Source organism: Xanthomonas sp. A1809, from assembly GCF_017746015.1.
Lineage (GTDB): Bacteria > Pseudomonadota > Gammaproteobacteria > Xanthomonadales > Xanthomonadaceae > Xanthomonas > Xanthomonas euvesicatoria.
Window position 1 is genome coordinate 401990 of sequence record NZ_JAGHWZ010000003.1, and the last position, 21933, is coordinate 423922.

The 21933-nt window shown below is 66.2% G+C and carries 21 protein-coding genes and 2 other RNA genes; 6 read left to right on the top strand and 17 right to left on the bottom strand.

Features of this window, described 5'->3' with window-relative positions:
* Positions 1–57: 57 nt before the first annotated feature.
* The 3 genes from J7396_RS02810 (at position 58) to J7396_RS02820 (ending at position 2468) form a co-directional block, all read left to right on the top strand.
* The gene (locus tag J7396_RS02810; protein WP_209260928.1) at positions 58–810 is read left to right on the top strand and encodes an S-methyl-5'-thioinosine phosphorylase; all 753 of its coding nucleotides are present in this window, start codon (positions 58–60) and stop codon (positions 808–810) included.
* A gap of 87 nt (positions 811–897) precedes the next feature.
* The gene (locus J7396_RS02815; protein WP_003488188.1) at positions 898–1104 is read left to right on the top strand and encodes a cold-shock protein; all 207 of its coding nucleotides are present in this window, start codon (positions 898–900) and stop codon (positions 1102–1104) included.
* 95 nt (positions 1105–1199) lie between these two features.
* A complete protein-coding gene (locus J7396_RS02820; protein WP_209260929.1) occupies positions 1200–2468 on the top strand; it encodes an NAD(P)/FAD-dependent oxidoreductase in 1269 nt (422 codons plus the stop codon).
* Positions 2469–2493: 25 nt separating this feature from the next.
* On the opposite strand, the gene pdeM is transcribed toward J7396_RS02820, so the two are convergent.
* The 12 genes from pdeM to J7396_RS02880 form a co-directional block, all read right to left on the bottom strand.
* Positions 2494–3138, bottom strand: a complete 645-nt coding sequence (gene pdeM / locus J7396_RS02825; protein ID WP_029818978.1) for a ligase-associated DNA damage response endonuclease PdeM — start codon at positions 3136–3138, stop codon at positions 2494–2496.
* Positions 3128–5629 (bottom strand): ligase-associated DNA damage response DEXH box helicase, encoded by a 2502-nt coding sequence (locus J7396_RS02830; protein WP_209260930.1) that lies wholly within the window; start codon positions 5627–5629, stop codon positions 3128–3130. The genes pdeM and J7396_RS02830 overlap by 11 nt, the downstream gene beginning before the upstream one ends.
* A complete protein-coding gene (locus tag J7396_RS02835; protein ID WP_209260931.1) occupies positions 5626–7230 on the bottom strand; it encodes an ATP-dependent DNA ligase in 1605 nt (534 codons plus the stop codon). Before J7396_RS02835 ends, J7396_RS02830 begins: the two co-directional genes overlap by 4 nt.
* Positions 7227–7460, bottom strand: a complete 234-nt coding sequence (locus J7396_RS02840) for a hypothetical protein (RefSeq protein WP_029818981.1) — start codon at positions 7458–7460, stop codon at positions 7227–7229. The genes J7396_RS02835 and J7396_RS02840 overlap by 4 nt, the downstream gene beginning before the upstream one ends.
* Positions 7457–8479, bottom strand: coding sequence for a ligase-associated DNA damage response exonuclease (locus tag J7396_RS02845; protein ID WP_014089699.1), 1023 nt, complete (start codon positions 8477–8479; stop codon positions 7457–7459). Before J7396_RS02845 ends, J7396_RS02840 begins: the two co-directional genes overlap by 4 nt.
* Before the next feature lie 246 nt (positions 8480–8725).
* Positions 8726–8800, bottom strand: a non-coding RNA gene (locus tag J7396_RS02850) — sX9 sRNA.
* 61 nt (positions 8801–8861) lie between these two features.
* Positions 8862–9227: a hypothetical protein gene (locus J7396_RS02855; RefSeq protein ID WP_008578205.1), complete on the bottom strand. Its 366-nt coding sequence runs from the start codon at positions 9225–9227 to the stop codon at positions 8862–8864.
* Positions 9224–9781, bottom strand: a complete 558-nt coding sequence (locus J7396_RS02860) for a polymer-forming cytoskeletal protein (RefSeq protein WP_014089701.1) — start codon at positions 9779–9781, stop codon at positions 9224–9226. Before J7396_RS02860 ends, J7396_RS02855 begins: the two co-directional genes overlap by 4 nt.
* A gap of 233 nt (positions 9782–10014) precedes the next feature.
* Positions 10015–11724 (bottom strand): diguanylate cyclase, encoded by a 1710-nt coding sequence (locus J7396_RS02865; RefSeq protein ID WP_014089702.1) that lies wholly within the window; start codon positions 11722–11724, stop codon positions 10015–10017.
* A 107-nt stretch (positions 11725–11831) separates the two neighbouring features.
* The gene (locus tag J7396_RS02870; protein ID WP_011346837.1) at positions 11832–12158 is read right to left on the bottom strand and encodes a hypothetical protein; all 327 of its coding nucleotides are present in this window, start codon (positions 12156–12158) and stop codon (positions 11832–11834) included.
* A gap of 229 nt (positions 12159–12387) precedes the next feature.
* Positions 12388–12729 carry a hypothetical protein gene (locus J7396_RS02875; protein WP_003489455.1) on the bottom strand — a complete coding sequence of 114 codons (342 nt, stop codon included), beginning with the start codon at positions 12727–12729 and terminating at the stop codon, positions 12388–12390.
* Positions 12730–12851: 122 nt separating this feature from the next.
* Positions 12852–14027, bottom strand: coding sequence for a thiolase family protein (locus J7396_RS02880; RefSeq protein ID WP_209260932.1), 1176 nt, complete (start codon positions 14025–14027; stop codon positions 12852–12854).
* 153 nt (positions 14028–14180) lie between these two features.
* Here J7396_RS02880 and J7396_RS02885 point away from each other — a divergent pair, with 153 nt between their 5' ends.
* Positions 14181–17018, top strand: coding sequence for an autotransporter serine protease (locus J7396_RS02885; protein WP_136732502.1), 2838 nt, complete (start codon positions 14181–14183; stop codon positions 17016–17018).
* A 98-nt stretch (positions 17019–17116) separates the two neighbouring features.
* Here the strand turns inward: J7396_RS02885 and J7396_RS02890 are convergent, their stop codons facing one another.
* From J7396_RS02890 to J7396_RS02905, 4 genes are all read right to left on the bottom strand, one after another.
* The gene (locus tag J7396_RS02890; RefSeq protein WP_005924809.1) at positions 17117–18217 is read right to left on the bottom strand and encodes a Glu/Leu/Phe/Val dehydrogenase dimerization domain-containing protein; all 1101 of its coding nucleotides are present in this window, start codon (positions 18215–18217) and stop codon (positions 17117–17119) included.
* 156 nt (positions 18218–18373) lie between these two features.
* Positions 18374–19630 (bottom strand): 2OG-Fe(II) oxygenase, encoded by a 1257-nt coding sequence (locus tag J7396_RS02895; protein WP_209260933.1) that lies wholly within the window; start codon positions 19628–19630, stop codon positions 18374–18376.
* Positions 19631–19646: 16 nt separating this feature from the next.
* Positions 19647–19724, bottom strand: a non-coding RNA gene (locus J7396_RS02900) — sX9 sRNA.
* A gap of 102 nt (positions 19725–19826) precedes the next feature.
* The gene (locus J7396_RS02905) at positions 19827–20456 is read right to left on the bottom strand and encodes a M48 family metallopeptidase (protein ID WP_011346840.1); all 630 of its coding nucleotides are present in this window, start codon (positions 20454–20456) and stop codon (positions 19827–19829) included.
* A gap of 278 nt (positions 20457–20734) precedes the next feature.
* Between J7396_RS02905 and J7396_RS02910 the strand changes: the two genes are divergently transcribed.
* Positions 20735–20908, top strand: coding sequence for a DUF1328 domain-containing protein (locus J7396_RS02910; protein WP_003489471.1), 174 nt, complete (start codon positions 20735–20737; stop codon positions 20906–20908).
* A gap of 158 nt (positions 20909–21066) precedes the next feature.
* On the opposite strand, the gene J7396_RS02915 is transcribed toward J7396_RS02910, so the two are convergent.
* The gene (locus J7396_RS02915; RefSeq protein WP_008578215.1) at positions 21067–21321 is read right to left on the bottom strand and encodes a DUF2789 domain-containing protein; all 255 of its coding nucleotides are present in this window, start codon (positions 21319–21321) and stop codon (positions 21067–21069) included.
* Between the two features lie 173 nt (positions 21322–21494).
* On the opposite strand from J7396_RS02915, the gene J7396_RS02920 reads away from it, so the two are divergent.
* On the top strand, positions 21495–21761 hold the full coding sequence (locus tag J7396_RS02920; protein ID WP_029818991.1) for a DksA/TraR family C4-type zinc finger protein: 267 nt from the start codon (positions 21495–21497) through the stop codon (positions 21759–21761).
* Positions 21762–21933 lie beyond the last annotated feature (172 nt).

Sequence of the window (21933 nt, forward strand, 5' to 3'; positions counted from 1 at the left end):
GCAGCCCGGCGCGCACGCCTGCGCGCCCCATCATGTCTTTCGCTGCAGAGGTCGGTTGTGTCCGCAAATTCCATCGCATTGGCCGTCATCGGCGGCACTGGTGTCTACAAGCTCGCGCAGCTGGACGATGTGCAGTCGCACGACATCCAAACGCCTTACGGTGCGCCGTCCGCGCCGATCCGCGTTGGCATGCTGCTCGGCCACCGCGTCGCCTTCCTGGCACGCCATGGCGAAGGCCACTCGCTGCCGCCGCACAAGGTCAATTACCGCGCAAACATCGCTGCATTGCAGCAAATCGGCGCCTCGCGCGTGCTGGCGCTCAACACCGTGGGGGGTATCACCGAACAGTTTGGCCCGCGCGTGTTGGCGTGCCCGGATCAGTTGATCGATTACACCTGGGGCCGCGTGTCCACCTTCTGCGAAGAGCCCGGCAGCGAGGTACAGCATGTGGATTTCGGCCATCCGTATTCGCCGATGTTTCGCAGCAAGGTCATTGCGGCAGCCAAAGTGACCGGCGTCACGCTGGTGGCCGGCGGCTGCTACGGCGCAACGCAGGGACCACGACTGGAAACGGTTGCAGAGATCGCACGCATGCGTCGCGACGGCTGCGATCTGGTGGGCATGACCGGCATGCCCGAAGCGGGCCTGGCGCGCGAAAAAGGCCTGGAATATGCGTGTTTGGCGATCGTGGCCAACTGGGCGGCCGGCTGTGGCGACGCGCTGGAAATCACCATGGCCGAAGTCTTGGCCAACGTCGATGCGGCGTCGTCCGGGCTGCCCGAGCTGATTGGCGAACTTGCACGCGGGTGATTGTCATCGGGGCATAAGCTTTGCATACTCGGCGCGTACGCACCGCCGTACACCACCCATTAATTATTGCAAAGGTCTCGCATCACCATGCCGAACGGTACCGTCAAGTGGTTCAACGACGCCAAGGGATTTGGCTTCATCTCACCGGAGGACGGCAGCGCCGATGTCTTCGCGCACTTCTCCGCGATCAATTCCAAGGGCTTCCGCAGCCTGCAGGAAGGCCAGCGCGTCAGTTATGACGTGACCCAGGGCCCCAAGGGTGCCCAGGCTTCGAACATCACGCCGGTCGAGTAATCTGACTCGATTGTGCGGTTGAAAAACCCCGCCACGGCGGGGTTTTTTTTGCGCCGGTTGTGCGCGGGCAGCAATAGCCAAACAGAGCAGGGACGATGCAACGAGCATTACGTATTGCAGTGGTGGGCTACGGAACCGCAGGGCAGGCATTGGCCGTGCTGCTGGGCGCCGATGGGCATCAGCTGGAGGTATTCGAGCGCGCAGCTGCACCCGGGCCGGTGGGCGCCGGTTTTCTGCTGCAACCCAGCGGGTTGCAGGTGCTCTGGAACATCGGCTTGCTGCCGCAGGCGCTCGCGCATGGCGCGCCGGTGCGCCGCTTGTATGGCGACACGCCGTGCGGGCGCGCGGTGATGGACATGCAGTACCGCGATCTGGATACGCGCCTGATGGGTGTGGGCATGCAGCGCGGCGCGTTGTTTACGCTGCTGCGCGAGGCCTGGCCGCAGCACGCGCAACTGCATGTGGATACGCAGATCACCGCGATCGATCACGCGGGCGTGCGCGTGCAGGATCAACGTGGGCAGTGGCATGGCCCCTTCGATCTGATTATCGCCGCCGATGGCTCGGCTTCCACGTTGCGTGCGCAGGCACAGGGAACGCAGCTGGATCGGGTGTATCCATGGGGGGCGCTGTGGTGCCTGCTGCCGCGCGAAGACTGGCCGTTTGTAGACGAATTGCGCCAGCGCTATATCGGCGCACGCAAGATGATCGGTCTGTTGCCGGTGGGCACGCGCCCGGGCGACGACACGCCGCGGCTGAGTTTTTTCTGGAGCCTGCCATGCAGCGATTTCGTTGCGTGGGAACAGCGCGGCATTGCCGCCTGGCGCGATGAGGTGGCGCAGATGTGGCCAGAGGCGCATGCGCGGCTTGCTACGGTGCAGGTGCATGGAGCTCTGGCGCGCGCGAGCTATCGCGATGCGGTGGTGTCGCGCTGGCATCGCGGCCGTTTCGTGCTTGCAGGCGATGCCGCGCATGCGATGAGCCCGCAGTTGGGGCAGGGCGTGAACATGGCGCTGCTGGATGCGTTGGCGATGCGCGATGCCTTGCGCGCCGGCGCCGATCTGGACGCTGCCTTGCAGCGCTACCAGCGCGAACGCCAGGCGCACGTGGCGATCTATCACCGCTGGAGCCGCTGGCTGACGCCGCTGTTCCAGTCCGAACGCGATCTGTGGGCACATGGCCGCGACCTGCTGCTACGCCCGATGGGACGCGTGCCGGGCGGGCGCGGGCACATGTTGCGCGTGCTCAGCGGCACCCAGCATGGTTGGTTCGGCAAGCTGGCGCTGGCGCCGGAATTCGTCGAGGCTTTGGCGCGACCAGTCGCGCTGGCCGACGCTAACGCCGAAGCAGCTGCGCAGTCGTAGCATCGGCCGGTGCGTGCGTCATTGGCTAACGCACCGGTAGTGCCAGCGCATCGCCTTCCACGCAGGCAACCAGGCGCTCGCCTTCGGCCAGCGTCGGCACGATGCCTGCGGTGAACTGCGAGAACGCCGGCAGGATGGTGACGCGCTCGCGCAACCAGAACGCCGGCCAGCGCCGCGACAGCCCCGGTAGCTTGGCCAATGGATGCAGATGCCCGCACAGCACGTGGCCGCTGGGATGCGGCAACGGGTCGTGGCGCAGCACGAACGGGCCATCTTCGACCTGTTCGCCGGCCGCTTCGATGTGCAACTCCGCACTGGCCAGGGCGCGGTCGTGATTGCCGCGAATGGCGATCACGCGTAACGCGCAATGCCGTTCGCGCCATGCGCTCCAGCGTCGGTGCCAGGCCGCGCGTGGGGCAGGGCCGTGCAAGAGGTCGCCCAAAATCCATAGCGCCTGGACATCGCGTTGATCGAGCAACGCATCCAGCCGCTCCAGATCGTGCGCGGTGCCGCCGGCCGGCAAGCCGATGCCGGCACGTCGGAACACATCGGCCTTGCCCAGATGCAGATCGGCGATCAACAGCGCACGTTGTGCCGGCCGATACAACGCGCGTTCGCCGAGCAATTCCACGGTTTCGCCGGCCAGCTGCAGCTGCACGCTATCGCCCATGCTTGCGCTCCAGTTGTTGGGCAGCGCGCAAGACGCGGGCCTTCCAGTCTTCGGTACTCAGTTGCCCACGCACGCGTTCTGCCCACAGCGGAAACGATAATGGTGTGAGGCTGCGCGGTTTGCACAGGCGCAACGCGCGGCGCGCGCAGTCTTCCAGCGCATGTGCAAGCCGCGCCAGTTCGAGCTGGCCTTCGAACACTTCGCGTTCGGCTTGCGCAAGCAGCAAATGATCGGGGTCGAAGCGCTGCAACACGTCGTACAGCAAGCCGCTGGAGGCCTGCAGCTGACGCAGGCTGCGCGGCGCACGCCCAGGCAACGAGGGCGACAACAATCCCGCCACGCGCGCGATCTCGCGAAATTGCCGGCGCGCCAACTCGCCCAGATTGAGGCTGTCGCGCAGATCGTCGAACAGGCCCACCGGCGAGAGCAGGGCTTGCAGTACATCGGCATCGATGTCGACATCCTGCGCCGGCGACAGCACAAATCCATAGTCATTGGCAGCGAAGCTGAAGGTATTGCGTTGGCGCCGGCCCCAGCGTGCCGCGAGCAACGCGGCTAGGCCTTCGTTGACCTGCCTGCCGGCGAAGGGGTAGACGAAGACGTGGCGGCCGTCGCGCGCCTTGACGCTTTCCACCAGCAGATGGTCCGGCCCAGGCAGCGAAGAAAGCGACGCCTGCAGGTGCAGCAACGGCGCCAGTGCCTGCATCTCCGGCGCATCGCCAGGGTCGGCGAACACCGCTTCCACCTCGCGGCCCAGCGCCGACGACAACGGCATGCGCCCGCCCATCCATTTCGGCACCACGCCACTGCCGCCCTTGGCCACGCGCACGTAGGCGGTCATGTCTTCCAGGCGCACCAGTTCCAGCAGGCGGCCGGCGAACTGGAAGCGGTCGCCGCGGCGCAGGCGGCCGATGAATTGTTCTTCCACCGCGCCCAGCCGCCCGCCGCGCAGGAACTGCACGCGCACGCTGCCGTCGCTGGTGATCGTGCCGATGGACAGCCGGTGCCGCAGCGCGACGCGTCGGTCGATCACGCGGTACAGACCCTCGTCGTCGCGCACCACCTTGTGGAAGTCCGGGTAATGCGCCAGCGCGCTGCCGCCTTGCACGATGAAATCCAGCACCGCGTTCCAGGTGGTTTTATCCAGCGCGGCGAAGGCATCGGTACCGCGCACTTCCTCGAACAACGCATCGGCGTGGAAGCCGCCGCCGAGGGCGAGGGTGACGCAGTGCTGCGCCAGTACGTCCAGCGACAACCGTGGCGGTGGACGCGCTTCGATATGGCCGTGCACCAGCGCGCGACGTGCCGCGGCGTATTCGACCAATTCCAGCGCATGCGAAGGCACGCACACCACGTGCCCGGATTCGCCGGGGCGATGGCGTGCGCGCCCGGCGCGTTGCAGCAGGCGCGCGATGCCTTTCGGGCTGCCGACCTGCAGCACCTGATCCACGGCCGGGAAGTCGACGCCCAGATCCAGGCTGGAGGTGGCGACCACGCAGCGCAGGCTGCCGTCGGCCAGCCCGCGTTCGGCGGCCGCGCGTAGCGATGGATCCAGCGAGCCGTGATGCAGCGCCAGCGTGGCCAACTCCTCCGGCCACACCGCGCTCAAGGCCTGATGCCACAACTCGGCCTGCGCGCGCGTATTGGTAAACACCAGGCTGGTGCGCTGTTGCATGATCTTTTGCAGCACGCGCGCCAGTTGCGCCAGACCAAGGTGGCCTGCCCAGGGAAAGCGCTCGCCACTGTCCGGCAGCAAGGTTTCAAGCGTCATCGTGCGCGGTTTGACGCCGGAGACCAGCGCCGCCTCGGGGCGATGCGGCAACAGCACATCGCGTGCCTGCGCTAAGTTCCCCAATGTTGCCGACAGCCCCCAGATGCGCAGGTGCGGCGTCCATCCGCGCAAGCGCGCAAGACACAATTGCAGCAACACGCCGCGCTTGTTGCCCAGCAGCTCGTGCCATTCGTCGACGATCACGCAGCGCAATGCCGACAGCTGCGGCGCGGTATCCGGATACGACAATAGCAAGGCCAGCGATTCGGGCGTGGTGACCAGCACGTCGAGCTTGCCGCTGCGTGCCAGCCGCTTGTCGCGCGCGCTGGCATCGCCGGTACGCAAGCCCACCTGCCAATCCAGCCCCAATGCGTCCACCGGCTCGCGCAGCGCGCGTGCGGTGTCGGCGGCCAGTGCGCGCAGCGGCGTGATCCACAACACTTGCAGATTGCGTTGCGGCTGGCGGCGCGCAGGGGAGGTGGGTTTGCCCGGTTTGCGCGGGGATTTGCGCCCACGCGCGGCCAATGCCTCCAGTAACGGACCGCCAAATGCCGCCAGCGTCTTGCCGCTGCCGGTGGGCGTATGCAGCAGGCCCGATTCGCCGTCGAGATAGCGCTTCCACACATCGCGTTGGAACGGCAGTGGCGCCCAGCCGCGCTGCGCGAACCAGGCACGCCACTGTTGCAATGGCGTGCCGTGCGCTTGCTGTGGGGCGCTCACCGCGCCAGCGCCTGCAGGGTGCTCAGATGATCGGCTTCGGCCATCGGCTTGTCGTGACGCCAGCGCAGGATGCGCGGGAAGCGCACCGCGATGCCGGACTTGTGCCGCGCGCTGCGGTTCACCGCTTCAAATCCCAGCTCGAACACATGATGGGCGGTGACCGCGCGCACCGGGCCGAAGCGCTCGGTGGTGTTGGCACGGATCCAGCGATCCAGTTGAAGAATTTCCTTGTCGTCCAGGCCCGAATAGGCCTTGGCGATCGGCACCAGTTGGCCCTCGTGCCATAGCCCGAAGGTGTAGTCGGTGTAGAGCGTGCTGCGTCTGCCGTGGCCGGCCTGCGCGTACAGCAGCACCGCGTCGATGGTCAGTGGGTCGATCTTCCATTTCCACCAATCGCCGCGACGGCGACCGGATTGATACACCGAACTGGCGCGCTTGAGCATCAGCCCTTCCACGCCGCGTTCGCGCGCTTCCACGCGCACGCGCGCTGCGGCCTGCCAATCGCTGACCTGCACCAGCGGCGAGGCAACGATGCGCGGATCTGCCAGCGTGGCGAGCACGCCTTCCAGCAGTGCGCGCCGCTCCTGCAACGGGCGCTCGCGCAGGTCTTCGCCCGCCAGTTCCAGCAGGTCGTAGGCCACCACGCGCGCAGGTGCGGCGGCCAAGGTCTTGGGCCCGGGCTTGAGCCGCTGGATACGCGTCTGCAACGCAGTAAACGGCATTGGCAGGGGCTGTTCGGGTTGCCAGGCCAGCAGCTCGCCATCGATGACGGTGCCGTCCGGCAATTGCAGTGCGGCGTGTTCGATTTCGGGGAAACGTCCATCCAGACGCTCTTCGCCGCGCGACCACAGCGCCGCTTCGCCGGCGCGGCGAATCAGCTGCAGGCGGATGCCGTCCCATTTCCATTCCAGCAGCCAGTCGTCGATGGTGCCCAGCGTGTCGACCTCCGCTTCCAGCGGCGATGCCAGAAAGAACGGATAGGGCTGCTGGCGGTCGCCGGGCAGTTCTTCGCTGGTCAACAGGTCTGCAAGATAGGTTGGATGCGGCCGCCAACTGCCGAGCATGCGCTGCGCAATGCGCGCGATATCCACCCCCGACAATTCGGCCAGCGCCTGCTGCACGAGCCGTTGCGACACCCCAACCCGCAATGCGCCGGTCAGCAGCTTGTTGAACACCAGCCGCTCGTCGAAGGCCAGGCTGCGCCACGCCTGCACGATGCAGGCCTTGCGGACTTGCACGTCCTGGTTGGCGATCGGCAGCAGCCGCTGTTCGATCCATTCTGCCAATGGCAGATCGGCCGCCTCGGCGACCGGGTCGTCCAGCAGCAAGGCCAGGGTTTCGGCCAGATCGCCGACATGGTCGTAGCTGTCGGCGACCAGCCAATCGGCAACGCCGGCGGTGTCGGTGATCCATTCGCGCAGTTCGCCGCTGCTGGCAATGCGCATGCGCGCGCTGGCCACCTTGCCACCGGCCAGCAGATACAGCGCCCATGCCGCGTCCAGCGCGGGCGCATCGCGGAAATACGCAACCAACGCAGCGCGCTTGTCGAGCGTGCCGGTGCTGCGGTCCAGGGTGCGGTACAACGCCGCGAAACGCTTCACGGCAGCGCCTGTGTCGCTGCGCGCCTGTCGGCAGCACGCAGCTCCAGTGCGCGTCGGGTAAACGCGGCAAGCACGCGTGGGCGCCGCAGCGGTCGCGGTGGGCCGATGGTGGCCGCTGGCGCGTTGCGATGCACGCAAAACGCCAAGGCATGACGGCGGAACGCGAGCGCACCGCTCAAGCGAATGCGCGGACGCGCGCGAACATAACGACGTGCGGGCAGCGGGTTCATTCCTCGGCTCCGAAATCGGTGCGGAAGGCTTCTGCTGCGACGCCGCGTTCCCGCAAGTGTTGGATCAATGCATCGGTATTGCCATGGGTGGCAATGACGCGCTGTGCGCCGGTTTCTTCGATGGTGCGCAGCAGGTCGGGCCAGTCGGCATGGTCGGAGACCACAAAGCCCCGATCGTAATTGCGCCTGCGGCGATTGCCGCGGATGCGCATCCAGCCCGAGGCAAACCCCTGCTGTGCGCTGCGAAAACGGCGGATCCAGGCGCTGCCGGCCGCCGATGGCGGCGCGATGACCAATTGCCCGGCATAGTCGGCGCCGCGCGCATGCTCGCTGACCGGCTGGGTATCCAGCATCGGGATGCCCGCCTGGCGATAGACCTCCACACCCACCGCGACCGCGCCATGCAGCAACGCCGGCTGCGTCTCCCACGCGCGCAATTCGGCCAATACGCGCTGCGCCTTGCCCAGCGCATAGCAGTACAGGATGGCCGCTTCGCCGCGTTCGGCGCATTCGCGGCGCCAGGCAGAAATATCGGCCGCAACCTGGGAGGTGTCGGGCCAGCGGTACACCGGCAGGCCGAAGGTCGCTTCGGTGATGAAGGTGTCGCATGGCACCACTTCGAACGGCTTGCAGGTGGGGTCGGGTTGGCGCTTGTAGTCGCCGGAGGCGACCCAGACCTCGCCATCCACTTCGATGCGCACTTGCGCCGATCCCAGCACGTGTCCGGCCGGATGCAGCGACACGCGCGCACGCCCCAGCTGAAACGCTTCACCGTCCGCATGCGTGTGATAGACCTGTTCGCCCAGGCGCCATTGCAGGATGGACAGGCTCTCGCGCGTGCAGTGGTACTCGCCCATGCCGCTGCGGGCGTGGTCGCCGTGACCATGCGTAATCACCGCGCGCGGCACCGGCCGCCACGGGTCGATATGGAAATCGCCTTGCGGGCAATACAGGCCCTCCGGCCCGAGCACCACCAGATCGCCGCGTGTGTGAGATGTCTCATCGTTGCCGTTGCGCATGCGGCAACTCTGGCCAAGCCGGTGTGCAGATCCTGAGAATGGGAACCGCGTGCGGCGGTGCCTTCGCGCGGCGCGCGCTTACCGGCAGGTGCCACTCCCTCGCGAGCAGCCGCCGGACGGGCCGTGGACGGCGCACAGAGGCTACGGGTGCACGCACGGCACATGCCGATCAACTCACCGCCACGTTCGTCCGGCAGTGCGCGTTTAGAGTGTTGGCAGCCGCGTGGATCGTGGACGCCTCAGAGCGGCCAACAAAACGTAGCGAGCGGCCGTCAGGTGGCGTGGACGGTACGAAGGAGCCGCGGTGTACGCGTGGTACATGCCGATTCCGAGCACCGGCCGCGCCCGCCTGGCCGCTGCGCAGTCGTTTTGTCAGCTGTTCTCAATGCCGCGTACGCCGCCCGGGCGAACGCACCGCGCTCGCTTCCACCGCCAGGGTGAAGCCGCGTTCTTCGCCGCCGTGCATGGCGCCGACATCGACCACCTGGCGACGGATCTCCTCGCCCTTCCCGTTGCGCACCACCACCACCACCGTGTATTCCCACGGATCGCCGTCGGCCGGGTGGCGGATGGTGCCGTCGACTTTGAGCGGCACGATCGGCGCCGGCTGCGCGTGTTGCGCAGCCGCCGAATCGAAGCGCAGGTGGTGCTTGCACGCAGGGCAGACGCTGGCGCTTTCCAGGATCGTCGCCTTGCAGTGCGGGCAGCTGCGCGTGGCGCCGGGCGTGCCCGGGCGAGGTGCACTCATGTGGCGTCGCTGTCTCCGCTGACCACTGGCTTGCTGGCAGTGACCGGCTTGCCGCCATCATCGCCCCAGCCGAAATCGGCCTGGCCGCGCATGCGCGCACCCGAGGCCACCGTGAGGCTGCCGGCCTTGACATCGCCGACCAACACACCGGACGTCTGCAGTTCGACCTGCGCGGCAGATTCGATGTTGCCCTCCAGCTCGCCGGCGATGATCACCTTGTTGGCGCGCACGCCGCCATTGAGCTTGGCGCCGCGTTCGATGGTCAGATCGCCCTTGACGTTGACATCGCCCTTGAAGCGGCCGGCCAGACGCACATGGCCGGCGCCTTCGATCTTGCCTTCGATGCTGATGTCGGCAGCGATCAGCGACTCTTTCGCTTCGCTGTGACGCTGCGTGGCCACAGCTGCCGGCGCGACGCTGGGCGCTGCGGCGGCGGGCACCGGCGGCGCGGGGCTGGCCTCGGCGGTGAAGAGCCTGCCATCGGCCGCAGGAACCTCGGGGGTGACCGGAACGCCGTCTTTCTTATTGGGACCTTGATCGCGCCACATCGACATCGGACTGCCTCGCTTTAGGGGTCGAGGCCGACTATCGCTGCGCAACTGGATCTTTTGTGTGACGAACTCCGCAAACCGGGATGGACGACGCGCGCGCCGAAGCTGTCGGCAAACGCTGCGAGCAGCCGTCAAGTGGGTGCGCGCGGCGCACCAGGGCCGCAGTCTCCGCGTGCTACCTCCCGGCTTCGTGCGCGGCCGCGCCTGGCTGCCCGCCGTGGCCTTGTCAGCTACCTTCAGTCCGCACTGTCCGTAGCAGCACCGTATCGCTCGACCCGGTTGCGCCCAGCATGCTTGGCCCGATACAGCGCTGCGTCGGCTTTCTGGATCAGGCTCGCACCCTGTTCGCCATCGGCAGGGAAGCTGGCCACGCCGATCGAGGCCGTCACCTTCGGCAAGGCGCGCGCACCGTCGCTGACCGCCAGCGCGGCGATGTAACTGCGAATCTGCTCGGCCACGCGCATGGCTTCTTCGCCATCGGCTTCGGGCAGAAGGACGGTGAATTCCTCACCGCCGTAGCGGCATGCCACGTCCTCGGCGCGCAGGCGGGTCAGCAGCAATTCGCCCACCGCTGCCAGCAACAGGTCGCCGCCGGCATGGCCCTGGCTGTCGTTGAACTGCTTGAAATGGTCCACGTCCAGCATCAAGACCGACAACGGCAGACCACGCCGTGCGCACCGCGCCAACTCGTGGCTCAGCGATTCTTCCAGATAGCGGCGGTTATACAGCCCCGTCAGCGCATCGCGGATCGACTGCCGGCGCAGCGACTCGCGCAGACGCAGGTTGCTCAGCGCCAACGACAACTGTTCGGCGGCCGCCTCGGCGATTTCCAGCCGCGGCATCGGCCCCGGGCCGGCGGCAGACAGGAACAGAAACCCGAGCTGGGTGCCTTGCGCCGACATCGGCAGGCACGCGGTGGTGACGGATGCATCGTGTGCGGGTTCTTCGATATGCGCACACAGCGCATCCCGGCCCAGGTCTTGGACGATATGCGGCTGGCCGCGGCGCAGCGCCCAGCACTGCTCGGGCGACAGATGCGGCGCGCTGCGCACCAGCGGCTCGCCCCAGTGGCTGATCGCCTCGGCGCGGTCCTGCGAGGCGCGCAGCAGGTACACGCTTCCCGCCACGCCCGGCAGCAGGCCGGCCAGGGTACGGCTGCTGACCATCAACGCTTCTTCGGCACTGATGCAGCTCTGCAGCAGGCCGGTGTAACGGCTGAGCAGGTTGAGATCGGCGGTACTGCGCTGCAGTGCCTCGATGCTCTCGCCCAACTCGCGATTGGCCTGCGCCGCCAGCTGTTCTGCCTGCGCGCGGTGGCGCAGTTCGCGCATCAACAGCGCATAGACCATGCCCACCACCAACAGCCCGAACGGAATGCCGGCCAATGCCAGTGCCAGCAACAGGTTGGCGCTTTGTTCGCTGCTTCGCGCGCGTTGTGCCAGCAGCTCCTGTTCGCGCTGCACCATCGCCAATGCCAGCTCGCGGATCGCGCTGGTGGTGCGGAAGGCGCTCTGCCGGATGTCGGCACGTGCCGGCTCCAGCCCACTTTGCGTATAAATGTCGAGCACGTGCTGAATCTGCCGCAGGCGGGTTTCCACCAGCCGTTGCAACTGCGCCAGGTGCTGCTCCTGTGCGGGGTTGTCGACGATCAGGCGGCGCAGGTTGTCCAGCAGGATCGGCAGACGTTCGACACTGGTTTGGTAGCCCAGCAGGTAGGCGTCGTTGCCGGTGAGCAGGAAGCCGCGCTGCGCCGACTCGGCATCGAGCAGGCGCGCCTGGATCTCGTCGACCCGCCCGATCACCTCGTGGGTGTGCGACACCAGCGCGGCATCGGCCAGCGAACGGCGGGCACCGACGAAGATGCCGATTCCGATGACGACGAAGATCAGCGCAGAAAAAATCAGCGCCAGCTGGTTGCGCCGGCGCGACGTAAAAGAAGAGGACATATGCGAATGCTAGCCTGCCGGCCTCGACAACACGAGCCACCCGTCGGCCGAGACAAGCGCGCCGGCACATGGCCGGCGCGTTGCGGGTGCTGTGAGAGGGGAGCGACTCAGTGCTGCGCGTGGTCGGCGTCGTGCTTGTCGGCGTTCTGTTCGGCCTTGTTGGCCATTTCGCGCGTCTTGTCGGCAGTGGCATCGGCCGCATTGGCGGTGGCACGGCTGGCGTCTGCGGCCAACTCGCGCGCAGCCACGCGTGCATCGGCAGTTGCGGCCTTCGCTTCCACTGCCGCACGGTCGGCGGCCTGTTCGGTCGCGGCGGCGGCGTGCTTGGCGGCAGAAGCGGCATCGCGGCGCGCCTGCTCGGCATCCGGGCCCTGACAGGCAGCAAGGGTGAGGGCGGCGATGGCGCTCAACGACAGCATGCGGATCGTCTTCATGGGTGGTCCTGTTCCTGTTCCGGTGTTGGAAGCCGGAGCTTATGTAGGAGGCGATGCAGTCTGCGTCAATGCGTGGCTGGCCATTCAGCCGCCGGGGAGACAGACGCAATCGTGCAGGTTGTCGGTGGTCTTGCCGGCAGGTACGGCGTGCAAGGCTTGCACCGCAGGCAAAGAAAAAGCCGCTGGAAACCAGCGGCTTTTTCCGAACTCGCTTGGAGTCAAGAAGTGATTACTTCTTGGCTTCTTCTGCGGTGTCCTTAGCAGCCTTGGCGGTGTCTTCAGCCGTCTTGGCAGCGTCGGCAGCCTGGTCAGCAGCAGCGTCGGTCGCGGCGCCGGAAGCAGCCTGAGCAGCGTCAGCAGCGGTGTCGGCCGAAGCAGCAGCGGTGTTGGCAGCAGCCTGAGCGGCGTCAGCCGACTGCGAGCCCGAGGCAGCAGCCTGGTCGGCAGCGGTCTGAGCGTCGGCAGCAGCTTCGTTAGCCGAAGCAGCAGCGTCCTGAGCCTGTTCCGGCTTCGAGCAAGCGGTCAGGGCCAGGCCCAGAGCCATTGCGATCAGCAGCTTGTTGATGGTCATTGTTTCAATCCTCGTCGTTAGATTAGGCAACGCGCTATTGCGCGCCCCCGACATGATGACGGCCACAAGACGAGTGTCAAGCGCACGCGCATTCAGTTTTGCAAAATCGCCGTTAAAGATAATTAAATCAATTCGATAGCGATGGCGGTCGCTTCGCCGCCGCCGATGCATAGCGTTGCGATTCCGCGCTTGCCTCCGCGGCTGCGCAACGCGTTCACCAATGTCACCACCAAACGCGCGCCGGATGCGCCGATCGGATGGCCCAGTGCGCAGGCGCCGCCATGCACATTGACCTTGCCGTGCGCGATGCCAAGTTGCTTGATTGGCGCCATCGCCACGACGGCGAAGGCTTCGTTGATTTCGAAAAGGTCCACATCGTCCAATTGCCAGCCGAGCTTGCCGAGCAGCGATTGAATCGCAGCGACCGGTGCGGTGGTGAACCATTCCGGCTCCTGCGAGTGGGTGACATGGCCGACGATGCGCGCCAGCGGCGTCACGCCGCGGCGTTGCGCGTCGTCCGCGCTCATCAGTACGGTGATTGCCGCGCCATCGGAAATGCTCGAGGAACTGGCCGCGGTCACGCTGCCGTCCTTCTTGAAGGCTGGCTTCAACGTCGGAATCTTGGCCACGTCGGATTTGCCCGGCTGCTCATCGCTGTCCACGACGACTTCGCCCTTGCGCGTGGTCACCGTCACCGGCACGATTTCGTCGGCAAACGCGCCGCTGCGCTGCGCCGCCTGCGCGCGTTCCACCGAGGCGATGGCGAACGCATCCTGGTCGGCGCGGCTGAAGCCGAACTTCTCCGCAGTGGCTTCGCCGAACACGCCCATGGCCTGGCCGTCATACGGATTGGTCAGACCGTCCCAGGCCATGTGATCGACCGCCTGAAAATTGCCGTAGCGGTTGCCGGTGCGCGAGTTGGGCAGCAGATGCGGGGCATTGCTCATCGACTCCATGCCGCCGGCCACCACGATGCTGGCCGAGCCGGCCTTGATCAGGTCGTGCCCCAACATGATCGCCTTCATGCCCGAGCCGCACACCTTGTTGATGGTGGTGGCGCCGGTCGAGGTAGGAATGCCTGCGGCGATCGCGGCCTGACGCGCAGGTGCCTGGCCCAGATTGGCCGGCAGCACGCAGCCGACGATGACTTCGGAAATATCGGCAGGCGCGATGCCCGATTGCGCGAGTGCGCCCTGGATAGCAGCCGCGGCGAGCGTGGGTGCCGGCACCGCGTTGAATTGGCCGAGGAACGAGCCGATGGCAGTACGTTTGGCAGCAACAATGACGATGTCGGACATGAGCAGATACCGTTTAAAGTGAAACGATTATCTGCCTCATGGCGGCGCCGCGCCAGCACGCGCGCCACGTGCACGCTTTCCGATTAAAGTAAGCAAAGCGTTATTCGGGCCCGATTGGGCCCCATCCATGGAATGGGTTCGGGGAGAACACCAATGAAGAAGCAAGACGTCGCCAGGACCGTGCTGGCCTCGGCGCTGGCGGTTGCGTTGACCGCGTGTGGCGGTGGTGGTGGCGGAGGTGGTATCCGTCCAAGCACCCCGGCCGCACCGCCGGTGACCTCGCCACCACCGCCTCCGCCGCCAACATCACCGCCGCCACCGGTGACAACGCCAACGACGCCGGAGCCGGCGATCGATGCGCATCTGGCGCTGACCAACGCGCGTGCGGCACAGGCGCTTGGCTTTACCGGCGCGGGGTACCGCATCGGTGTCATCGATACCGGCATCAATGCCAATCATCCGGCGTTGCAGGGACGCGTCAGCGACAGCTTCATCTATGTGGATCCACGCACCAACAACACCGCAGTGGGCGATGTGGTCGGGCACGGGACCGTGGTGGCCGAGCTGGCCGCCGGGCGTGCGGTCGGGCAATGGCCCGGCGGCATCGCGCCGGGTGCGGGCCTGGTGTCTGCGCGCATCATCAGCGACCGTGCGCCGGACGATGACGGCAGCGGCGACGGCAACGAGGTCGATGGACCGCTCGGTCTGGGGCCGGTGCATGCCGATCTGATCAGTGCCGGTGTGCGCATCATGAACAATTCGTGGGGCGGCCTGTATTGGAACGACCCGACGGTGACCAATCAGATTGCCCAGGAATACCGCCCTTTCATCCTCAGCAACGATGGGCTGGTGGTGTTCGCGTCGGGCAATGAATCGCGCTCGCAGCCCTCCGATACGGCGGCGCTGCCCAGTCAGCCTGGCCCGAACGGGACGCTACCGGCGGCCGATCTGGAGCGCGGTTGGTTGGTGGTCGGCGCGCTGGATACCGCCAACCCGACGCAACTGGCGTCGTACTCCAACGCCTGTGGTGTGGCGATGCGCTACTGCCTGGTCGCGCCAGGCACTTCGCTGTTCATCGACCCGGACGCCACTGCCGGCAACATCCGTTATTTCTACGGCAGCGGCACCTCGTTCGCAGCGCCGCTGGTCTCCGGTGCGGCTGCGCTGGTGTGGCAGGCATTTCCGTATTTCAACAATGATCTGGTGCGCCAGACGCTGCTGGGAACCGCCACCGACTTGGGGGCTGCGGGCGTGGATCCGGTCTTCGGCTACGGCCTGCTCAACGTCGGCAAGGCAGTATTGGGGCCGGCACGCTTCGATTGGGGCACGGTGGATGTCAATGTCACGACCTTGCGTTCGACGTGGGCCAACGACATCAGTGGCACCGGCGGCCTGACCAAGCGCGGCACCGGGACCTTGGTATTGAGCAGCACGGCCAATACGTTTAGCGGCGACACCCAGGTCCTTGGCGGCACCTTGCAGACCGCCAGTTTGCAGAGCGCGCGAGTGAGCGTCGCCAATGGCGCGCGCCTGGTTGGCGCGGGCAACATCGGTGGTCGGGTCGACAACGCCGGGACCTTGCAGGTCAACGGCGCGACCGCCTCCATTGCCGGCAACTACACGCAGGCCAGCAATGGTCGCCTGGCACTGAATGTCGGTGACCGGTTGAATGTCGCGGGCACGGCGACCATCGCCGGCGACCTGCAATTGCTCGGTCGGCGCGACTACGTCGCCAACAACACGACCTACGCGGTGCTGCAGGCGACCAATGGTCTGCAAGGCACATTCGACACGCTGAGCAGCGGGCCGGCGGTGACCTTTCTGAGCGCCACGCGCAGCTACGACGCCAACACCGCGTATGTGTCGCTGCAGCGCATGGATGTCACCGCGGTCGCTGCGTCGCTGGGCGCGATCGGCACCGCGTCGATGGATTCGGCCATCCGCGTCGAGCAGGCGTTCCAGCAGGTCGATGCGCAGCAGTTCCAGGGCAATGGTGCGCTCAGCGGCGGCTTCATTCGAGCTGCAGCTGCCTTGCAACAATCGCCAACCGCCAAGGCCGCGGCGGATTCGCTGCGCAGCCTGTCCGGCCGTGCGCATGCCGACTCTGCGGCGATGACCTTCGACACCATCGATCTGGGTCGCCGCGCACTGGCAGCGCATTTCGATGGGCTCTCGCAACAGCCGCGTCTGTTGGGCAACTGGCAACGGGCACTCGGCGGGCCGGGCGAGGGCGGTGCAACCACTTCGGGCTTTGCCACCTCCGGCTGGATGATGGGCAACGATGTGCGTCTGGCTTCCGGTGCGGTCACCGGTTTTGCGTTCGGCGAAACGCGCTCCAGTAGTCTGGGCGACCTGGATGGGGCACGCGGGCGCGATCGTCAGGTGCAGGCGCAGCTGTATTGGGGCACGACATTGGGCGCTGCGTACACGCTGGGCCAAGTGGGCTTTGGCAACGTCAATCGGCAGATCGAGCGCACCCTGCAGCTGGGCGAAGACCGCAGCAGCGCCTTCAGCGACTACAGCGGCAGTTACCTCAGCAGCAATCTGGAAACCGGGTACCGCCTGGGTGGCGCGCATGCAAGCCTGACGCCGTATATGGGCCTGGATTACGTGCGTTTGCGCAGCGACGGTTTCCGCGAAAGCGGCGGCGATGGCTTCGGCTTGCGTGCCGACGCGAGTACGTCATCGCGCACGCAGGCGCTCGCCGGTGTGCGATCGGCGTATCGCTGGCGCGGTATCCAGCTGGGCGGCTATGCGGAATGGCAGCAGGCGCTGAGCAGCGATGGCTTGACGCTAGATGCCAGCTTCGTGGGGGTGGATGCGTGGGCACCGCTGCGTGGCATGCAACCGGCACGTTCGGGTGGTCTGTTCGGCATCACCGCTGCAGCACCGCTTGGCCAGCAGAGCCAGCTGCGTTTCGGTTACGACCAGCGGGTGGGCGAGCGCGGCGACGACCGTGCGTTGAGCCTGAAGTACAGCGCCGATTTCTGATCGGCGTGCATGACGCCCGGGCGCAATGCCCGGGCGTGGCGTTTTCAGCGGCAATCTCGTACTGCGCTGATCGCTACGCCCAATCTATCTGTTGCCAGTTATTCGCCGCGTAGTTTGTGCAGGAAGCGCGGCGCAGTACGACCCAGCGGCAGCTTGAGTTTGCTGATGGCCTCAATGCGCGCTTCGGCAATCTGATCGGCCGCCTGCTGCGGCGAAACGTCCAGCTGCGTGGATAGATCGAAGACCTTTTCCAGGTTGTGATAGATGCTGCGGATCAGCCGCATCGCACGCTCACGGTTGTAGCCGTCGATCTCCAGCGACACATTCATCACCCCACCGGCATTCACCACGTAATCGGGTGCATACAAAATGCCGCGCCGGTGCAGCTCTTCGCCGATGGCGGCGCTGGCAAGCTGGTTGTTGGCGGTGCCGCAGATGATCTTGGCCTTGAGCTGCGGCAGCGTGTCTTCGTTGATGGCGCCTTCCAGCGCGCAGGGAGCAAATACGTCGGCCGATACCTGATGGATTTCATCCGGGCGCACCGCTTCTGCGCCGTATTCGGCCACTGCGCGGTCCACCAGCGCCTGATTCAGGTCGGCCACATAGAGTTTTGCGCCGCGCTCCTTGAGCAGCTTCACCAACTCCATGCCGATATGGCCCAGCCCCTGGATCGCAATGCTGGCCTTGCCGACTTCTTCGTGGCCGAGCTTGCGGTTGAGCGAGGCCATCAGTGCCTGCAGGGCGCCGTAGGCCGTGAACGGGGCAGGGTCGCCGGAGCCGCGGTGCACCTGGTGCACACCGGTGACGTACTCGCTTTCCAGGTAGATCTGCTCCATGTCATTGACGTCCGTGCCGACGTCCTCGGAGGTGATGTAGCGCCCGCCGAGGGTATCGACGAACCGGCCGAACGCGCGGAACAGCGCTTCGGTCTTGTCGGTCCGAGGGTCACCGATGATGACCGCCTTGCCGCCGCCGACATTCAGGCCGGCCAGGGCGTTCTTGTAGGTCATGGTGCGGCTCAGCCGCAGCGCGTCGTTGAGTGCCGCCTCGCTACTGGCATAGGGGCGCATCCGCACGCCACCCAACGCTGGCCCAAGGCGCGTGCTGTGCAGGGCGATGATCGCCTTGAGCCCGGCGTCGCGGTTGTGACAGAAAATCACCTGCTCGTGGCCGGTGGTATCGAGGGTTTCGAAAAGCATCGAAGGCTCCGCGGGGCTGCGTGATGTGCCTTCCCTGAAGCCGGGCGTGCACCCGTGCCGTGGGAAACAAAAAACGCGACGTTTGCAGATCCTGTCCGATCACGTCGCGCTGCAACATTTTAAACCACGTCGGCAGGGGGGTGTGTATGAATCTGTTCACCAATCCCGGTAGCGTTGCTGGCGGAACCACAGCGTCCCCAACCATTTGCTGCCTGCCGTGACCGGCAGGCCGGCGTGCAGCGAATCGGCGTCCGGGCGGCCATCGGCATGCAGGTTGTCGAAGCAGACCAGTGTGCCGGGACGTGGCCGCACGCGAACGCCGGCGACCGGGAATTCGGTCTCGCCACCGGCGCCGACGTCGTTGAGATAGACGCAGACGGTGCGCTGGCGGTTGCCGGCGGTGGGGCGGTCGGCGGCGATCGTTCCGGGCGGCAGGTAGTCACGGTGCGCGCGGTACTGCTCGCCCGGTGCGTAACACAACACCGAGAGTGGTTCTGCGTGGGCGAGCGGGAGCTGCGCGCAGGCCGCCAACCGCGCCTGTGCGGCACGCGCGGCGAAGTCTTCGATGATGGGGTCCAATGTCGCGCCGTGGCTGGTGCGGACCGGCGCGCGCCCGGTGCTGGCATCGTTGGGATCGATCACCTTCGAGGCACGCAGATGCGGTCGCGCCAGCAGCATGAGCAAGCGGCATTCGTCGGCCGACAGGACTGCGGCATATTCTTCGATGCGTGGGGCTGTGTGGCGTCGCACCGGGCCAACACGCGGCGCGAATGCGATGCGGTGACCGGCGGTGTCGTCTGCGGGGTCCGGCGGCGCGACGTCCACCGGCGGTAGCGCGGTCATGCCCAGGGGCTGCAACTGCTGCAAGAGCTGTGCAGCGGCATCGGGCTGGGGCGGCACGCCTTCGCCGCGCAGCAGGCGCTCGGCCAACAGGGCGGCCGACACGGCATCGCCGCCGGCCGCCGCGCGTTCCAGCAAGGCGACGCACTGCCGTTGCCGCTCCGGATGCGCCACACGTCCGTGCTGGATGGCGATGGCGCGTAGTGCTGGCGGGTAGTCGGCATTGGCTGCCGACTGCAGTCGATCCTGCGCAGTGCCGGCCAGGGTCAGCGGCTGCTCTCCCACAGCCAGGGTCGCCAGCAAATAGCGTGCTGCTGCAGCGCCCTGCCGCTCGGCCAGCTCCCAGTACGCACGCGCCTGACCGACGTCCACCTCGCAACCGACGCCATAGGCCCGCATGCGCCCGGCTTCGACCTGCGCCAGCGCATCGCCGGCGGCCGCGCTGCGCAAATACCAGACAAGCGCTTCTTCCGGTTGGCCGGCACGCACCAGCGCCTGGGCCAGCGCGTTGATCGCGCCGGGTTGCTGGCGTTGCGCCGCGCGGGTGAGGTCTGCAAGAGAGGAGGGCTGCATGCGCGCATCCTAAAGTGGCCAACACCGCGTAGCGAGCGGTCGTCAGGTGGAGGTGGGCGGCGCGCTCGGAACTGCAGTGTACGAGAGTGTGCGAAGGAGACTTGCCGATTCCGGGCACCGACGGCGTGCGCGCCCGCCTGTCGGTGAGCGCAGTGGTTCGGTCAGCCGCGCCAAGTCCTGCACGTGTCCTGCACGCTCAGCGATCGCCAGACAAGGCTAACTGCGTCAGATACAGGCGCAGATCGAATTCCAGCTGATGGTAGTCCGGAGTCATGTGGTTGCAGAGCTGGTAGAAGGCCTTGTTGTGATCGGCCTCCTTCAGGTGCGCCAGTTCGTGCGCCACGATCATCTGCAAGAACGGCTCCGGCGCGTCGCGAAACACCGATGCGATGCGGATCTCGCGGCTGGCCTTCAGGCGGCCGCCGTGCACGCGGGAGATCGCCGTATGCGTGCCCAGGGCGTGCTTGACCACGTGCAGATGATTGTCGTACGTCGCCTTGTGCAGGGTCGGCGATGAGCGCATGTAGCGCTCTTTCATCGCCTTGACGTACTCGTAGAGATGGCGATCGGTGCGGATCGCGTGCCGGTCGGGGTAGCGTCGCGCCAGTACGGTGGCGAGCTTGTCCTGTGCGATCAGCTCGCGCACCTGATCCAGAACGGCGGGCGGGTAGCCGGTGAGGTAGCGAAGAGTGTCCATGGCGATCTGTCGCGGGCAGGCGCGCATGATCGCCGATGTGTCGGCCACTGACCAATCCATCCGTGCAGATGCGTGACTACGAACCAGTCGCGCATGCGCGCTGAGAGTCGATGCGGCAAGCGCGTGCATCTGTTGCGCCCAGTGCGGCTTGCACGATGCCATGCGCATGTGGTGTTTCGTCGTGCAAGGACGGCCCCGCGCGCAGCTGCGATGATCCCTCCACGGGCGCGTGCGCTCGCGTGGACACGGCGCTTCCTCTCTGAATGCAACGCGTGTATTGCAGCGTGTGTCAGGCGTATTCACGAGTGCGGCACATTCGAATCGGTAGCGTGCGGTGCATGTTCTGCGGCGCTGCGCCGCAAGCACACGATCGAACAACGGCACGGTGCCGATGAGGAGACAACATCATGATCAAGTGGGCCATCATTTTCGCAATTATCGGCTTGATCGCCGGTGCGCTGGGCTTCGGCGGCATGGCCGGCGCGGCGATGGGTATCGCCAAATTCCTGTTCTGGGCGGGCATCATCATCGCCATCGTGCTGTTCGTGCTGGGCATGACGATTGCCAAGAAAGTGACCTGACGCAGGTTGCACGGCCGGGCACGCGCGTGGCTGCCCGCTGTCCTGCCTGCGATGCAAAGGAGCGGCCCATTGGCCGCTCCTTTTTTTTCACCAATGCGCTGGCAAGCATGTCAGCCGCAGGCGATCTCAAGCGTGGCGCACGTGAGTGCGTGCCTGGCTCAAACGCCGGTATCGTCGGCAGTGGTATGCAGGGCGATATTGAGCTGATCGATGGTCACGATCCAGTCGGCATCGTCGAGGCGTTCTTCACGCAATAGCTGGGATTGGGCAGGCGTCCAGAACGGCGCTTCTTCCAGGCGCATATCGCCCGGCAGCGGGGAGTGCTCGGCAATGAAGCTGCGAATGCTGGCTTCGTCGGACGGCAGGCCAAGCTGGGCGAAGAGTTCGGAAAACGGGTGGACGGGCTGTTCCATTGCTGTTCCTTCGTGGGTGCGGATGGCGGAGTACCTGGTCACTGACGCGCGCGGCGGCCAGTGGCGTTGATTTGATGCTAGTTGAACCAGCTTGAGCGTACTGTGCACACGCGGCTTGGATTTGTTTGCGCGAGTGACCATATATGTGTCCAGACCAGCGAGGTATGGCGATCATGGCGACCGGATGGGCGGGTGATGGAGCGGTACAGGACCAGATCGATGCCACTGTCGACGATGCGATCAAGCGCGCGCGGAGTCAGTTGCACCACGGCCCGAGCCTAACGCACTGCGAAGACTGCGAGGCACCGATTCCCGAGGCGCGCCGCAAGGCGGTGCCCGGCGTGCACTTGTGCGTGCACTGCCAAGAGGCGCATGACCTGGAGCAGGCTGGGCAAAGCGGCTACAACCGTCGCGGCAGCAAGGACAGTCAGCTGCGTTGAGTGGCTGATGGGTCATGTCCGCGATGCGACCGCGACCGCGGTCCCCGCAGACGGCGCCGCTATCGCAAGCGTGCGCCGCAGTGGAGCCTGCTGCGGTCGTCGGAGGTTGCCGCTTGCCGACATCGCCGTGTATGGGTTCTGCCACTGGCGAACTCGCCGCAGTATCGCGTTT

Bases quoted from the DNA above. Each gene is read 5' to 3' on its own strand.
- J7396_RS02920 (WP_029818991.1), top strand. From the start codon at position 21,495: ATGGCGACCGGATGGGCGGGTGATGGAGCGGTACAGGACCAGATCGAT.
- J7396_RS02915 (WP_008578215.1), bottom strand. From the start codon at position 21,321: ATGGAACAGCCCGTCCACCCGTTTTCCGAACTCTTCGCCCAGCTTGGC.
- J7396_RS02890 (WP_005924809.1), bottom strand. From the start codon at position 18,217: ATGCTTTTCGAAACCCTCGATACCACCGGCCACGAGCAGGTGATTTTC.
- J7396_RS02820 (WP_209260929.1), top strand. From the start codon at position 1,200: ATGCAACGAGCATTACGTATTGCAGTGGTGGGCTACGGAACCGCAGGG.
- J7396_RS02840 (WP_029818981.1), bottom strand. From the start codon at position 7,460: ATGAACCCGCTGCCCGCACGTCGTTATGTTCGCGCGCGTCCGCGCATT.
- J7396_RS02895 (WP_209260933.1), bottom strand. From the start codon at position 19,630: ATGCAGCCCTCCTCTCTTGCAGACCTCACCCGCGCGGCGCAACGCCAG.
- J7396_RS02845 (WP_014089699.1), bottom strand. From the start codon at position 8,479: ATGCGCAACGGCAACGATGAGACATCTCACACACGCGGCGATCTGGTG.
- J7396_RS02815 (WP_003488188.1), top strand. From the start codon at position 898: ATGCCGAACGGTACCGTCAAGTGGTTCAACGACGCCAAGGGATTTGGC.
- J7396_RS02870 (WP_011346837.1), bottom strand. From the start codon at position 12,158: ATGAAGACGATCCGCATGCTGTCGTTGAGCGCCATCGCCGCCCTCACC.
- J7396_RS02865 (WP_014089702.1), bottom strand. From the start codon at position 11,724: ATGTCCTCTTCTTTTACGTCGCGCCGGCGCAACCAGCTGGCGCTGATT.
- J7396_RS02875 (WP_003489455.1), bottom strand. From the start codon at position 12,729: ATGACCATCAACAAGCTGCTGATCGCAATGGCTCTGGGCCTGGCCCTG.
- J7396_RS02855 (WP_008578205.1), bottom strand. From the start codon at position 9,227: ATGAGTGCACCTCGCCCGGGCACGCCCGGCGCCACGCGCAGCTGCCCG.
- J7396_RS02905 (WP_011346840.1), bottom strand. From the start codon at position 20,456: ATGCACGCGCTTGCCGCATCGACTCTCAGCGCGCATGCGCGACTGGTT.
- J7396_RS02910 (WP_003489471.1), top strand. From the start codon at position 20,735: ATGATCAAGTGGGCCATCATTTTCGCAATTATCGGCTTGATCGCCGGT.
- pdeM (WP_029818978.1), bottom strand. From the start codon at position 3,138: ATGGGCGATAGCGTGCAGCTGCAGCTGGCCGGCGAAACCGTGGAATTG.
- J7396_RS02880 (WP_209260932.1), bottom strand. From the start codon at position 14,027: ATGTCCGACATCGTCATTGTTGCTGCCAAACGTACTGCCATCGGCTCG.
- J7396_RS02860 (WP_014089701.1), bottom strand. From the start codon at position 9,781: ATGTCGATGTGGCGCGATCAAGGTCCCAATAAGAAAGACGGCGTTCCG.
- J7396_RS02885 (WP_136732502.1), top strand. From the start codon at position 14,181: ATGAAGAAGCAAGACGTCGCCAGGACCGTGCTGGCCTCGGCGCTGGCG.